Annotated in this window: 13 protein-coding genes and 1 pseudogene; 6 read left to right on the top strand and 8 right to left on the bottom strand. The window is 71.8% G+C overall.

Annotated features, from left to right (window positions below; all coding sequences use genetic code 11):
• Positions 1 to 59: 59 nt before the first annotated feature.
• The 4 genes from ACIWVC_RS28505 to ACIWVC_RS28490 form a co-directional block, all read right to left on the bottom strand.
• Complete coding sequence (locus ACIWVC_RS28505) at positions 60 to 1,226, bottom strand: C40 family peptidase (protein WP_396452986.1); 1,167 nt, start codon at positions 1,224 to 1,226, stop codon at positions 60 to 62.
• 224 nt (positions 1,227 to 1,450) lie between these two features.
• On the bottom strand, positions 1,451 to 3,430 hold the full coding sequence (locus tag ACIWVC_RS28500) for a thioredoxin domain-containing protein (RefSeq protein WP_396452985.1): 1,980 nt from the start codon (positions 3,428 to 3,430) through the stop codon (positions 1,451 to 1,453).
• 51 nt (positions 3,431 to 3,481) lie between these two features.
• A complete protein-coding gene (locus ACIWVC_RS28495) occupies positions 3,482 to 4,840 on the bottom strand; it encodes a dihydrolipoyl dehydrogenase family protein (protein ID WP_396452983.1) in 1,359 nt (452 codons plus the stop codon).
• Between the two features lie 4 nt (positions 4,841 to 4,844).
• The gene (locus tag ACIWVC_RS28490) at positions 4,845 to 5,801 is read right to left on the bottom strand and encodes a ribonuclease Z (protein WP_396452981.1); all 957 of its coding nucleotides are present in this window, start codon (positions 5,799 to 5,801) and stop codon (positions 4,845 to 4,847) included.
• Between the two features lie 80 nt (positions 5,802 to 5,881).
• Here ACIWVC_RS28490 and ACIWVC_RS28485 point away from each other — a divergent pair, with 80 nt between their 5' ends.
• Complete coding sequence (locus tag ACIWVC_RS28485; RefSeq protein WP_396452979.1) at positions 5,882 to 6,358, top strand: pyridoxamine 5'-phosphate oxidase family protein; 477 nt, start codon at positions 5,882 to 5,884, stop codon at positions 6,356 to 6,358.
• Between the two features lie 283 nt (positions 6,359 to 6,641).
• Here ACIWVC_RS28485 and ACIWVC_RS28480 read toward each other — a convergent pair whose 3' ends face one another.
• Genes ACIWVC_RS28480 through mca form a run of 3 tightly spaced genes read right to left on the bottom strand, consistent with a single transcriptional unit; the run spans position 6,642 to position 8,613 of the window.
• Positions 6,642 to 7,472: a tetratricopeptide repeat protein gene (locus ACIWVC_RS28480; protein WP_396454803.1), complete on the bottom strand. Its 831-nt coding sequence runs from the start codon at positions 7,470 to 7,472 to the stop codon at positions 6,642 to 6,644.
• A 44-nt stretch (positions 7,473 to 7,516) separates the two neighbouring features.
• Positions 7,517 to 7,750: a hypothetical protein gene (locus ACIWVC_RS28475; RefSeq protein WP_396448297.1), complete on the bottom strand. Its 234-nt coding sequence runs from the start codon at positions 7,748 to 7,750 to the stop codon at positions 7,517 to 7,519.
• Positions 7,750 to 8,613, bottom strand: a complete 864-nt coding sequence (mca, locus tag ACIWVC_RS28470; RefSeq protein WP_396448300.1) for a mycothiol conjugate amidase Mca — start codon at positions 8,611 to 8,613, stop codon at positions 7,750 to 7,752. The genes ACIWVC_RS28475 and mca overlap by 1 nt, the downstream gene beginning before the upstream one ends.
• 181 nt (positions 8,614 to 8,794) lie before the next feature.
• Here mca and ACIWVC_RS28465 point away from each other — a divergent pair, with 181 nt between their 5' ends.
• Positions 8,795 to 9,178, top strand: coding sequence for a DUF4307 domain-containing protein (locus ACIWVC_RS28465; RefSeq protein WP_396448296.1), 384 nt, complete (start codon positions 8,795 to 8,797; stop codon positions 9,176 to 9,178).
• Positions 9,179 to 9,366: 188 nt separating this feature from the next.
• A complete protein-coding gene (gene greA, locus ACIWVC_RS28460) occupies positions 9,367 to 9,867 on the top strand; it encodes a transcription elongation factor GreA (protein ID WP_396448294.1) in 501 nt (166 codons plus the stop codon).
• 207 nt (positions 9,868 to 10,074) lie between these two features.
• On the opposite strand, the gene ACIWVC_RS28455 is transcribed toward greA, so the two are convergent.
• Complete coding sequence (locus ACIWVC_RS28455) at positions 10,075 to 10,566, bottom strand: Lrp/AsnC family transcriptional regulator (RefSeq protein WP_396454802.1); 492 nt, start codon at positions 10,564 to 10,566, stop codon at positions 10,075 to 10,077.
• Between the two features lie 127 nt (positions 10,567 to 10,693).
• On the opposite strand from ACIWVC_RS28455, the gene hppD reads away from it, so the two are divergent.
• The 3 genes and pseudogenes from hppD to ACIWVC_RS28440 all read left to right on the top strand — a co-directional run.
• The gene (gene hppD, locus ACIWVC_RS28450) at positions 10,694 to 11,782 is read left to right on the top strand and encodes a 4-hydroxyphenylpyruvate dioxygenase (protein ID WP_396448293.1); all 1,089 of its coding nucleotides are present in this window, start codon (positions 10,694 to 10,696) and stop codon (positions 11,780 to 11,782) included.
• A gap of 108 nt (positions 11,783 to 11,890) precedes the next feature.
• Entirely contained in the window at positions 11,891 to 12,712 is an 822-nt protein-coding gene (locus tag ACIWVC_RS28445) for an RDD family protein (RefSeq protein WP_396448292.1), read from the top strand.
• Positions 12,713 to 12,803: 91 nt separating this feature from the next.
• Positions 12,804 to 13,027, top strand: a pseudogene (locus ACIWVC_RS28440) (hypothetical protein); the annotation flags it as partial.

Here is a 13,027-nt window from a genome sequence, read left to right as displayed (position 1 = left end):
GTCCAAGAGGGTTTGGATTGTCCTCGTCCAAGAGGGGTCAATTGTCGTCCCGTGGGTCGTCAGCCGCCTAGGGCCGCGGCCAGTTTGGCGGCTGCCTTGGGGTTCACCCGGACCGCGCCGCGCATGTTGCGGGTGTAGACGTTCTGGACCTGGACCACCGTGCCCCGGCGCGGTGCGGCGATCATCTTGCCGTCGCCCAGGTAGAGGGCGATGTGCGAGATGTAGCCGGGGGCGGTCGGGTCGTTCGCCCAGATGAGCATGTCGCCCGGCTCGGCCTTGCTGTACGGGATCACCCAGCCGGCGCGGGCCTGGTCGGCGGCGACGCGCGGCAGCCTGATGCCGGCCTTAGCGAACGCGAACTGCATCAGGCCGGAGCAGTCGTAGCCGCCCTCGGCCTCCGACTCGCCGCCCCACACGTACGGCCAGCCGAGCCGCGTGTACGCCGCCTTGATGACCGTCCGCACCTGCTGCGCGGTCATGACCTGGCCGTTAGAGGCGGACGACTTCGGGAAGTCGATCTCCGGGTTGACCGCGACGGCCTTCGCCTGCTTCGGCAGGACCTTGCGGAGCTTCTTGATGAACGTCTTCGGCTTGGTCTTCGGGACGCTGATCAGCATCGCGTTGCCGCTCGGCATCCCGAGGGCCTGCGCGGTGGCGTGCGAGATGACCGCGTCGACGTCGCTGATGCCCATCGTCGCGTAGGCGCCGACGCGCAGCTGCGACTGGTGCCGCTTGCCGCCCACGGGCACCCGGCTGCCGAGCTCGACGCCGCCGTCGCTGCCCATCGTGAACGAGATCGCCACGTCCCCGGACGCCACGTTGCGCCAGAGCGCGTCGGACTTGGCCGTCGGCTTCGGCGTGTAGTTGCGGAACGTGGACGGGTTCACGCCCATCAGGCCGACCCGCTTGCCCGCGACCATCCCCTGCACGGCGTCCACGACCTCGACGCCCTGCACGCCCTTGGCGCCGCGGATCTTCTGCACGACGTCCGCGGGCAGCGACTGCGGGGCCGCCACCAGGACGTGCGGGGAAAGCCGCTTGCCGAGCGGCGCGACCGCCAGGTTCGTGCTGCCGGACGCGGCCACGTACCGGGCGCGCTTCTCGTCCTGCCGGGACTGCGCGGGGGCGTCGTCGTGCGCGATGAGCACGGCCACATCGGCGGCGAGGGTCGTGAGCACCGAAACGCCGATGATCGCTGGTAGGACCCGGCGGTTCGGCTTTCCCACTGCCACACTCCTCGAAGGTCGCCCTGCGCCCTGACCGTCCTGACACACGACTATGACTCAGATGGCCGGCCATCGTCCAGATACCCGGGACGCCACCCGGCACCCTCGCCCGCTCTGCCCCATCCGGTCAGTTCCACCTCGGCTACTCATTGGTAACACAAAGCCGGAGCGAGACCAAGGTCACGTTGCCACAAAGTGGATTATCAGTCCAATTGCCCACGTAGTCATTGCCCACGTAGTTCACGAGCGAGGTCGGCCGGGGTCGTCACCGGCAGCCGGCACACGAACCCGCGGCACACGTACGCCGCCGGCGCGCCGCCGACCAGGCCGCGCCCCTCCAGCAGCGGGACGCCCCCCGCGCCGGGCGGGCCGGGGCTCACCACCGCGCCGGGCGCCGCCGCCATGAGGGCCGTGCGGTGCAGGGCCTTCGTGCGCTCGTCGGCCGGGTCGCCGATCACCGCGATCTCCACCGGGCCCGCCGCGTGCGCCTCCGCCACGGCCAGCCCCCAGCCCGCGAAGCGCGCGTGCTCGCGGGCCAGCGCCCCGGCCGGGGCCAGCGCCGCCTCGGCGGCCTGCCGGTGCCGGTCGGAGCCGGTGAGCGCCGCGAACGACAGCAGCGCCCCGGCCGCCGCGAACTGCCCGGACGGGGTCGCGTTGTCGGTCGGGTCCTGCGGGCGCCGGAACAGCCGCTCCGCGTCGTCGGCGGTGTCGTAGAAGCCGCCCGAACCGTCCGCGAACCGTTCGAGGACGGTGTTCAGCAGCTCGCCGGCCAGCCGCACGTGCCGAGGCTCCCCCGTGACGCCGTGCAGGGCGATCAGGCCCTCGGCCACGTCGGCGTAGTCCTCCAGGACGCCGGCGTTGGCGCCCGCGACGCCGTCCTTGGACGTCCGGGTGAGCCGCCCGTCGCGCTCGTGCACGTCCGCCAGGAGCCGCGCCACCTCCTCGGCCGCCCGGACGAGGTCAGGCCGGTCGAACAGCGCGCCGCACTCGGCCAGCGCGGCGATCGCGAGCCCGTTCCACGCCGCCACGACCTTGTCGTCCCGGGCGGGGGGAACCCTGTGCGCGCGCGCCGACAGCAGGGCCGTCCGCACGCGCTCGTACCGTTCGGCGTCGTCCGGGTCGCTCAGGAGCTGCAGGACCGAGGTCCCGCGCTCGAACGTCCCCGCGACCTCGAACAGGTCCTCCGCGAACGCGCCGTCGTCCTCGCCGAGCACCTCGCGGAGCTGCTCCGGCGTCCACACGTAGTACTTGCCCTCGACGCCCTCGCTGTCGGCGTCCAGCGCCGACGCGAGCCCGCCCTGGTCGGTGCGCAGGTCGCGGAGCATCCAGTCGCACGTCTCCAGCGCGATCCGCCGCGCGAACGGCGTCCCGGTGAGCCGCCACCAGTGCGCGTAGACCCGCGCCAGCAGCGCGTTGTCGTAGAGCATCTTCTCGAAGTGCGGGACGACCCACTGCGCGTCCACGGAGTACCGCGCGAACCCGCCGCCGAGCTGGTCGTACATCCCGCCCCGGGCCATCGCCTCCAGGGTGTGCGACGCCATCGCGAGCGACTCCTCGTCGCCCGTCCGCGCATGGTGGCGCAGCAGGAACTCCAGCGCCATGGACGGCGGGAACTTGGGGGCGCCCCCGAACCCGCCGCGCGCCTTGTCGTACGACGCGGCGAGCACCTTCACCGCGTGGGCGAGCAGTTCCTCACCGGGCGCCTGCGCCCCGGCCAGCCCCGACCCCCGCGAGGTGAGCGCGGTGACGACCTGCTGCCCCTGCCCGACCACCTCGTCGCGCTGCTCCGTCCACGCCTTGTGGACGGCCTGCAGCAGCGCCTGGAACTGCGTGCGCGGAAAGTACGTCCCGCAGTAGAACGGATGCCCGTCCGGGGTCATGAACACCGTCATCGGCCACCCGCCCTGGCCCGTCATGGCCTGGGTCGCCTCCATGTAGACGGCGTCGATGTCCGGCCGCTCCTCCCGGTCCACCTTGATGTTCACGAACAGCTCGTTCATGACCCGCGCGGTCTCTTCGTCCTCAAAGGACTGGTGAGCCATCACATGGCACCAGTGGCAGGCGGCATATCCGACGGAAAGGAGAACGGGGACATCTCGCCGCCGCGCCTCGGCGAAAGCCTCGTCACTCCACTCCCACCAGTCCACCGGGTTCCCGGCGTGCTGGAGCAGGTACGGGCTTGTCGCGTCCTTGAGCCGGTTCATGCACCCGATCCTGCCCGATGGGGCCGCCGCATCACTCCCCCTGAGCCGCCACTACTCGGACAGGTCGGCGAGGGCGGGTTCTATGGCGCGGTGGAAAGTGGGGTAGGCGTAGATCATGTCGCGCAGGCCGGCGGTCGGGGTCTCGGTGTGGACGGCGACGGCGAGGAAGCCGAGGACTTCGCCGGCGGACGGGCCGACGGCGGTGGCGCCGACCAGGGTGCCCCATTCGGCGTTCTCGACCAGCTTGATGAAGCCGTCGTTGCCGGCCTTGTGGATCCAGCCGCGGGCCGAGTCGGGGATCTGCGACATGCCGGTGCGGACGGGGAGGTTCTGGTCGCGGGCCTGCGCTTCGGTGAGGCCCACGGACGCGATCTCGGGGTCGGTGAAGGTGACGCGGGGAACGGCGCGGTAGGCGGCGGGCGGGCCCTCCTCGCCGAGGATGTCGCGGGCGGCGATGGCGGCCTGGTACATGGAGACGTGCGTGAACGCGCCCATTCCGGTGATGTCGCCGATCGCCCACACGCCGTCGGCGGCGCGCATGTGGCCGTCGACGGAGAGGCTGCGGGCGTTCTCGTCCAGGCCGACGCGGTCGAGGCCGAGGCCCTTCAGATTGGGGCGGCGCCCGGTCGCGACCAGGAGGCGGTCGGCGGAGAGCGACTCGTCGCCGAGGCGCATGGTGAACTCGCCGCCGTCGTGGCGGACACCGGTCACGTTCACGCCGGTGCGGACGCCGATGCCCTCGCGTTCGAAGACCTTCTGGATCAGGGCGCTCGACTCCGGCTCCTCGTTCATGAGGAGGCGGTCGGCGGCCTCGACGACGGTGACGCGGCTGCCGAAGCGGGAGAAGACCTGCGCCATCTCCGCGCCGACCACGCCGCCGCCGAGGACGAGGAGCGAGGCGGGGACCTCGGTGGCCTTGACGGCCTCCCGGTTCGTCCAGTACGGGGTGCCGGCGAGGCCGTCGATGGGCGGGGCGGTCGGCGCTGTTCCGGTATTGAGGAGGATGCCCCGGCGGGCGCGGAAGACCTGGCCGTTCACCGCGACCTCGCCGGGGGCGGTGATGCGGCCCTCGCCCCGGACCAGCCGGACGCCCTTGCCGGTGAGGCGGTCGGCGGCGACCTTGTCGTCCCACGAGTCGGTCGCCTCGTCCCTGATGCGGGCCGCGACCGGCGCCCAGTCGGCGTCCACGGTCGCCTTGCCCGCCATCCCGGGGATGCGGCGGGCCTCTTCGACCATCCCCGCCGCGCGCACCATCATCTTGGTGGGGACGCACGCGTAGTAGGGGCATTCGCCGCCGACCAGCCGGGACTCCACGGCGACGACCGACAGGCCGGCCTCCGCCAGCCTCCCCGCGGCGTCCTCTCCCCCTGGGCCCGTCCCGATCACCACGACATCGCACTCATCAGCCATGCCGTCAATCCTCCCCACGTTTCGCCCCGGTTAGGCGGCGCGGCGGCAGGGGGATCCGGTCGAGGTCGTGGACGAGGGTGATCTCGCCGCCGAACGCGGCGGACGCCTCGTCCAGGTAGCGGTGCTCGTCCTCGGCGGGGTACCGCTCGGAGAAGTGCGTGAGGACCAGATGCCGGACGCCCGCCTCCGCCGCGACCGCGCCCGCCTGCGCCGCCGTCAGGTGACCGTACTCGGCCGCCAGATCCGCGTCCTCGTGCAGGAACGTGGATTCGATGACGAGCATGTCCACGCCGTCGGCCAGTTCACGGACTCCGTCGCAGAGCCGGGTGTCCATGACGAAGGCGACCTTCTGCCCTGGACGGGGCACGCTGCACTCGTCGAGGGTCACCGTGCGGCCGTCCGGTGCGGTGACGCGGCCCTCCTCCTGGAGCCGCCGGATCATCGGCCCCCGGACGCCCCGCGCGGCGAGTTCGGCGGGCAGCATGGTGCGCCCGTCCGGTTCCTCCAGCCGGTACCCGTACGCCTCGACCGGGTGCGACAGCCGCCGCGCGACCAGGGTGAACGGGGCGTCCCCGGTGTCGAGCGCCATCCGGTCGCCGGAGACCGGGCGCTCGCGGACCACGTCGGTGTCGCGGAAGACGGCGGCGTGCCGCAGCCGCTCCCAGTACCGCCGCCCGCTCGCCGGGAACGCCGCGTCCACCGGGTGCTCGACGCCGTCGCGGGCGATCCGCTGGACGACTCCGGGCACGCCGAGGCAGTGGTCGCCGTGGAAGTGCGTCACGCAGATCCAGGTCACGTCGTTCGCGGAGACCCCGGCCCGCGACATCTGCCGCTGCGTCCCCTCGCCCGGGTCGAACAGCACGCCGCGGCCGTCCCAGCGCAGCAGGTAGCCGTTGTGGTTGCGGGCCTTCGTGGGCACCGCGCTGGCGGACCCGAGGACGATCAGATCGCGAACCGACATCCCCCCATGGTGCCTGGCGGCGGCGCCGTGCAAGCGCTTGGTTATTCTGTGCGCGATACAGGCGAACCAGGGAGGCCCCGTTGGCCGGCAGCAAGCGCGACCAGATCAAGATGACGCCGGACGAGGTGGCGTCCTACCTCGCGGACAACTACAAGGTGCAGGTCGCCACCATCGGGAAGGACGGCGCCCCCCACCTCGTCACGATGTTCTACGCGCTGCTCGACGGCAAGATCGCCTTCACCACGTACAAGGCGTCGCAGAAGGTGCTGAACCTGCGCCGCAACCCGACCATGACCTGCCTGGTCGAGGACGGCGTCGAGTACGGCGAGCTGCGCGGCGTCGCGCTGTACGGCCGCGGCCTCGTCATCGAGGACCCGAAGCAGCGCAGCCTGGTCGGCATGGTGGTCGGCTCCCGGATGGCGGGCCTCCCCGTCCCGGAGATCGGCGAGCCGGTCGACCCGGTGATCGCGGAGGGCATCGAGCAGGCCCTCGCCAAGCGCGTCCTCATCGTCATGGAGCCCGACCGCATAGTCAGCTGGAACCACCGCAAGATCTAACCCTGGGTCAGCAGCCCACGGGTCGGGCGGCCGCAGGGCGCCCAGCGCCCGAAGGCCGCACGACCCGCCGAGCCGGGCGACCGCAGCGCCCGCCGCACACCCGCACGGTCACGACCCACCAGCACCGCGGCGCGAGGATCGACCGGCTCGCGGCGGGGGTTCCAGGGGGTCGCCCCCCTGGGTCAGCAGCCCACGGGTCGGGCGGCCGCAGGGCGCCCAGCGCCCGAAGGCCGCACGACCCGCCGAGCCGGGCGACCGCAGCGCCCGCCGCACACCCGCACGGTCACGACCCACCAGCACCGCGGCGCGAGGATCGACCGGCTCGCGGCGGGGGTTCCAGGGGGTCGCCCCCCTGGGTCAACAGCGCTTGAATCAGTGCGGCGGTCTCTGCGGCGTGGTCGGCTCGCTGGTGGGCGGCGTCGGCGATGTGGACGAACATGGCCGCCTGTTCGCGGGGCGTGCCGTGCTCGCGCAGGATCTCCAGCGCTTGGCCGAAGAAGTTGGTGGCTGCCACGGGGCGGCGTACGCGCAGGTATGCCTCGCCCAGGGTGGTCAGGGCGCGGGCCCGGTTGCGGTGGTCGGGGTCGGGGAGGGCGGCGAATTCTTCCGGGAGCGGGCCGAGCAGGTCGATGGCGCGGTCCAGGGCGCCCGTTTTGACGAGGGCGCGGGCGAGGTCGTGGCGGGCCACCAGGATGGCGTGCGGGTCGCCGTCCTGTTCTGCCCGGTCGAGGCGCTCCTGCATGACCTCTGCGGCTTCGGCCCAGCGTTCGCGGTCGAGGAGGGCCGCGCCCTGGGGATCGTCGCCGGCGGTCGCGGGGGTGAGGGTGTGGTCGAGCAGGCGGCGGAGCGCGGCCTCGGCCTCGTCCTGGCCGACCTTTGCCCGCACTTCGTCGCGGACGTCGCCGGGCAGGCTGAAGCGGTCACCGGACGCGGTGACGAGGCCGCGCTCGGTCAGCGCCGCCAGCAGCTCGCGGGCCTCGGCCTCGGGCACGCCGGCGAGGGCGGCGGCCGCGGCCGGGCCGATCTCGTCGGCGGGCGGCAGGCTCAGCAGGCCGAGCAGCCGGGCCGCGGCCGGGGCGAGCTCCCGGTAGGCGTCCTCGAAGTTCGCGCGCACGAGGAGGGTCCTCCCCGGGCGCGGCCCGATCGAACCGGCCGCCGTCAGGCGTCGCCGGCGGGGCCCTTCGCCCGCGCGGCGCTCTCGGCCTCCTGCTCGCGCTCCCACTCCTGCTGCTTCAGGTCCTCCTCGCGGGGGGCCTGGATCTTCTTCATCTGCTTGGTCATCGAGCGGATCAGGAAGACGGTCGCGGCCAGGAGGGCGAGGAAGACCATGAAGCCGAGGACGCCGGGAGTGACCGTGTCGTCGTTCAGCGGCATGGCGTAGAGGGGCGGCATCACAGACACACCTTCTCCCGGATGCCGGCGAACAGGTCGTCCTCCGGCACCTCGGTGTCGACGAGGGACCTGGCCAAATGGTAGTCCTCGGTCGGCCATGCCTCACGCTGGATGTCCAGCGGGACGACGAACCAGAACCCGTTGGGGTCGATCTGCGTGGCGTGGGCGAGGAGGGCGCGGTCCCTGGTCTCGAAATGGTCGGCGCACGGGACGCGGGTGGTCACGTCCCACTTGGCGCGCGTGCCGTCGTCGTCCTCGAAGCGCTTCATCCAGTCGCCGTAGGGCGACTCAAGGCCGGCCTTCTCCATCGCCGTGTGCAGCGCGAGGATGCGGTCCTTGCTGAACGTCATGTGGTAGTAGAGCTTGAGCGGCTGCCAGGGCTCGCCCGCGCCGGGGTAGCGCTCCGGGTCGCCCGCGGCCTCGAACGCCTCCACCGACACCTCGTGGCACTTCACGTGGTCGGGGTGGGGGTACCCGCCCTTCTCGTCGTAGGTGAGCATCACGTGCGGGCGGAAGTCGCGGACGGCGCGCACCAGCGGCTCGGCGGCGGTCTCCAGCGGCTCCAGCGCGAAGCAGCCCTCCGGCAGGGGCGGCGGCGGGTCGCCCTCGGGGAAGCCGGAGTCGACGAAGCCGAGCCAGCGCTGCCGGACGCCGAGGATCTCGCGGGCCCGCGCCATCTCCTCCTGGCGGACCTTGCCGATGTCGGCCTTGATCTCCGGCCGGTCCATCGCGGGGTTCAGGATGTCGCCGCGCTCGCCGCCCGTGCAGGTGACGACGAGGACCTCGACGCCGTCCGCCACGTACTTCGCCATCGTGGCCGCGCCCTTGCTGGACTCGTCGTCGGGGTGGGCGTGCACCGCCATGAGCCGCAGCGGCTCGGCTCCGCCGCCGCACGGCCGGTCGAGCGTCGTACCGTCGATGACCTCGGACACGGATCTTCCTCTCGGGACTCTTTCCTTTGGCGCCCCCCGGTTCGAGGCATGCGCCGGCACAGACGAGAATTGTCCCTGACAACGTCCGCACACCGCACGGAGATTCCCCGCCATGACGACGAGCGTGTCGAAACCAGCGGCGCCCGCCGAACCCCGGCGGGGCAGGCTCGGGATGGTGGTCGCCGGCTCGCTGGCGGCGCTGCTGGCGGGCGGCATCGGGATTCTCGCCGCGTACACCGGGCAGACTCCGGGGATCGTCCCGCAGACCGTGTCCTACGACATCACCGACACCTCGGTGACGATCAACTACACGGTCGCCAAGGGGACGGACGACGAAGTCCGCTGCACGGTGGACGCGTACGACACCGACTTCGCGATCCTTGCGCAGAAGGAGGTCTCAGTGCCGGCCGGGAAGTCCAGCGTCAAGGGGACGGAGACCCTGGCGACGCCGCGGCGGGCCACCGGAGCCCGGATCCGCGACTGCCGCACGGGCTGAACCCTCCGCGGGACGGTATGCCGGGTGAACGGCGAACAACGATTGGCGGATTGCGGACGCCGAGTTCAGGGAACCTTTACCCGCACACACCGGATAGGCTAGAGGTTTCACCCGGCCGCACTTCATGTCGATGTGACACCCACCCGCGTGGGCGGGTGAGGATCGCAACATGTGGATGAGGAGTACCCGTGACCGAGACCCGCGCTGACAACGTCACCTGGCTCACCCAGGAGGCGTACGACCGGCTCAAGGCTGAGCTGGACCACCTGTCGGGCCCGGGCCGCATCGAGATCGCTCAGAAGATCGAGGCGGCGCGGGAGGAGGGCGACCTGCGCGAGAACGGCGGCTACCACGCGGCCAAGGAGGAACAGGGCAAGATCGAGGGCCGGATCCTCCAGCTCCAGAGCATCCTGGAGAACGCGCGCGTCGGGGAGGCTCCGCGCACCGAGGGCGTCGTCGGCCCCGGCATGACCGTCACGGTCTCGTTCGAGGGGGACGATGAGGAGGTCACGTTCCTGCTCGCCTCCCGCGAGGAGGTCGGCGCCCCCATCGACGTCTACTCGCCGAAGTCGCCCCTCGGCTCCGCCATCGACGGCAAGAAGGTCGGCGACAAGGCCACCTACACCCTGCCCAACGGCCGCTCCATGACGGTCGAGATCCTCGACGCGACCCCTTACGGAGCCGCCTGACCCCGGTCCAGCGGCCCTGTCCCGAGGGCTCCGACTCCACGAGCCTCTAGCGCTGCACGCGTGCGAGTGAAGGCTCGTCAGAGCCCCTCATCAGTGATCGGCGAGCCTCCGGCGCGATACGCGCCGGAGGCTCGACTTCGCTTGCCTGCACGGCTTGCCTGCACGGCGGCCGAGGAGCCCCGGGCACGATCCGCGCGGCGGCACCGCTCATTGGTCTTCTTCGGCTTTCTCTCTTTCGGCGGCGGCGCGGACCAGGGGGAGGGTGCGGTAGGGGACCTGGGTGGCCAGGGAGATGACCGAGGAGGCGCGCTCGACGCCCGCCACGTCCACGATGACGTCGATGACGCGCTGCAGGTCGGTGTTGCTGCGGGCCACGACGCGGCACAGCATGTCGCCGGGGCCGGTGATGGTGTGCGCTTCGATCACCTCGGGGACCTGGGCGAGCCGCGCGGCGACCGGGTCGTGGCCGCCCGCCTGGCGCAGCTGCAGGGTGACGAACGCGGTCACGCCGTAGCCGAGGGCGGCCGGGTCGATCTCCGGGCCGAAGCCGGCGACGACGCCGTCCCTGGCCAGCCGGTCGAGCCGCGCCTGGACGGTGCCGCGGGCGACGCCGAGCCGGCGGGACGCCTCCAGCACGCCGACCCGCGGTTCGGCGGTGAACATCTCGATCAGCCGTGCGTCCAGGTCGTCGATCGCCACGCCGCCTCCCGTGACCGTGGTCACCATGTACAGAAATACCGGCAAGAACCGCGTTTCACTGTACAGTTTGTCCAGCGATTCAGGCGACCCTTGCGCACCTTGTAGCCGCATGTCGAGATTGGTGAGCATGGATGAGTTTCCGGTCAAGGGTATGGACGCCGTCGTCTTCGCCGTCGGCAACGCCAAACAGGCCGCCCACTACTACTCGACCGCGTTCGGGATGCGCCGGGTCGCCTACAAGGGCCCGGAGAACGGCAGCCCCGACGAGGCGGTGCACGTGCTGGAGTCCGGAAGCGCCCGGTTCGTGTTCCGCGGCCCGGTGAAGGCGGGCACGGAGATCGGCCGGCACATCGCCGAGCACGGCGACGGGGTCGTCGACCTCGCGATCGAGGTCCCGGACGTGGAGCACGCCTACCGGCACGCGCTCGCGAAGGGCGCCACGGGTCTGGAGGAGCCGCACGTCCTGGAGGACGACCACGGCAAGGTGACCGTCGCGGCGATCGCCACCTACGGCGAGACGCGGCACTCGCTGGTCGACCGCTCGAACTACACCGGCCCCTACCTGCCGGGGTTCGCGCCGGCCGACCCGATCGTGGAGCCGGGCGACCGCTACTTCCAGGCGATCGACCACTGCGTCGGCAACGTCGAGCGCATGGACGAGTGGGCCGACTTCTACCACCGCGTCATGGGCTTCACCGACATGGCGGAGTTCATCGGCGACGACATCGCGACCGAGTACTCGGCGCTGATGTCCAAGGTCGTCGCGGACGGCACCCGCAAGGTGAAGTTCCCGCTGAACGAGCCCGCGGAGAGCAAGCGCAAGTCGCAGATCGACGAGTACCTGGAGTTCTACGGCGGGCCGGGCGTGCAGCACATCGCGCTCGCCACGGGCGACATCCTGGCCTCGGTCGACCGGATGCGCGCGGCCGGGGTGGAGTTCCTCGACACCCCCGACTCCTACTACGAGGACGCCGAGCTGCGGGCGCGCATCGGCGAGGTCCGCGTGCCGATCGAGGAGCTGCAGAAGCGCCGCATCCTGGTCGACCGGGACGAGGACGGCTACCTGCTGCAGATTTTCACCAAGCCGGTCCAGGACCGTCCGACCGTGTTCTTCGAGCTGATCGAGCGGCACGGCTCGCTGGGCTTCGGCAAGGGCAACTTCAAGGCGCTGTTCGAGGCGATCGAGCGGGAGCAGGCGCGTCGCGGGAACCTGTGACGCCCGCCCCGGGACTCGGGGGTCCGGTCCGGTTCCCGTAGCGGAGGAGCCGGGCCGGGCGTTTCCCGGTGACCCGATCGTGGCCGGTAGAGGGCACACTGTGGGGGCATGAGCGAACCCCCTGAGAACCCCCGGCCCCCGGACGGCGACCCGACGGGCCCCCGATCCGAGCCCGCCCCGGAGGCGCCGCCCTCGTCCGAGCGGCCGCCGCCCTACCAAGGGACGTACGGCTCCCAGCCCGGTGCGGCTCCGCCTCCTCCTGCGGCCGGATACGGCCGGCCGGGCCCGCCCCAGTACGGCCAGCCGCTGCCCAAGGCCCCGCCCCTGCCCGGCTACGGCGCGCCCGGCGGCCCCCAGGACGGACCGGCCGGACGCCTCGCCCGGCTCGGCGCGGGGATTTTGGACAGCGTCATCCTCAGCATCGCGGCCGTCCCCGCGGCCCTGATCTCCATCCGCTGGGACAAGATGCAGGAGTCCATCGAGTCCGGTGAGCCGGTCACCGACCCGCTCGACCTCTACAACATCCCGGTGCTGCTGGTCGGGTACGCGGTCGTCTTCGTGCTGGGCTTCGCGTACTTCACCGTCCTGCACGCCAAGTTCGGGCAGACGCTCGGCAAGAAGGCGTTCGGCATCCGGGTGGTGAAGGCGTCCGACCAGTCGGCGGTGACGTGGGGCCAGGCGTTCGGGCGGCAGGCGTTCGTCTACGCGATCACGATCGTCACCGTGGTGCTCAACTTCCTGACGCCCGCCGCGGGGATCCTCGGTCTCGTCGGCCTGATCGACAACGCCTGGATCCTGTGGGACGAGCGGCGCCAGGCGCTGCACGACAAGGTCGCCGGCACGGTGGTGATGAAGGCGTCCCCGTGGACGCCGAACCCGTACGCCCGGACGCCCGCCCCGCACCAGGCGAACGGCCCCGGCCCCCAGTGACCGGCAGGATTTGATCATCCGCAGGTGAACATTTCGGACGATCCCGGACGCGGCGATGTTTGGACGGCGGTAGCGCGGCCACGCTGACGACATGACGCAACCGCCGAGAGACCCCGCGTCCGGGGAAGGGCCGGAGGAGAACCGGCCGCATGGACACGAGGAGCCCGGACGGCCGGGACCGCACGAGGGCTCGCCGTACGGCGGCCTGCCCCGCTACGGCGAGCAGCAGCCGTACGGGCAGCAGCAGCCCCAGGGCGGGCAGCAGCCGTACGGGGAGCAGCCCTACGGCTCGCAGCAGCCCTACGGAAGCCAGCA

It is taken from the genome of Actinomadura sp., assembly GCF_044508335.1.
Lineage (GTDB): Bacteria > Actinomycetota > Actinomycetes > Streptosporangiales > Streptosporangiaceae > Spirillospora.
Note: the sequence above shows the minus strand (reverse complement) of the source record. Positions and strands in the feature narration are given on the sequence as shown.

Excerpts from the sequence above, each read along its gene's own strand:
- ACIWVC_RS28500 (WP_396452985.1), bottom strand. The coding sequence starts at position 3,430 with ATGAACCGGCTCAAGGACGCGACAAGCCCGTACCTGCTCCAGCACGCC.
- ACIWVC_RS28495 (WP_396452983.1), bottom strand. The coding sequence starts at position 4,840 with ATGGCTGATGAGTGCGATGTCGTGGTGATCGGGACGGGCCCAGGGGGA.
- ACIWVC_RS28490 (WP_396452981.1), bottom strand. The coding sequence starts at position 5,801 with ATGTCGGTTCGCGATCTGATCGTCCTCGGGTCCGCCAGCGCGGTGCCC.
- ACIWVC_RS28475 (WP_396448297.1), bottom strand. The coding sequence starts at position 7,750 with ATGCCGCCCCTCTACGCCATGCCGCTGAACGACGACACGGTCACTCCC.
- mca (WP_396448300.1), bottom strand. The coding sequence starts at position 8,613 with ATGGCGGTGCACGCCCACCCCGACGACGAGTCCAGCAAGGGCGCGGCC.
- ACIWVC_RS28465 (WP_396448296.1), top strand. The coding sequence starts at position 8,795 with ATGACGACGAGCGTGTCGAAACCAGCGGCGCCCGCCGAACCCCGGCGG.
- hppD (WP_396448293.1), top strand. The coding sequence starts at position 10,694 with ATGGATGAGTTTCCGGTCAAGGGTATGGACGCCGTCGTCTTCGCCGTC.
- ACIWVC_RS28445 (WP_396448292.1), top strand. The coding sequence starts at position 11,891 with ATGAGCGAACCCCCTGAGAACCCCCGGCCCCCGGACGGCGACCCGACG.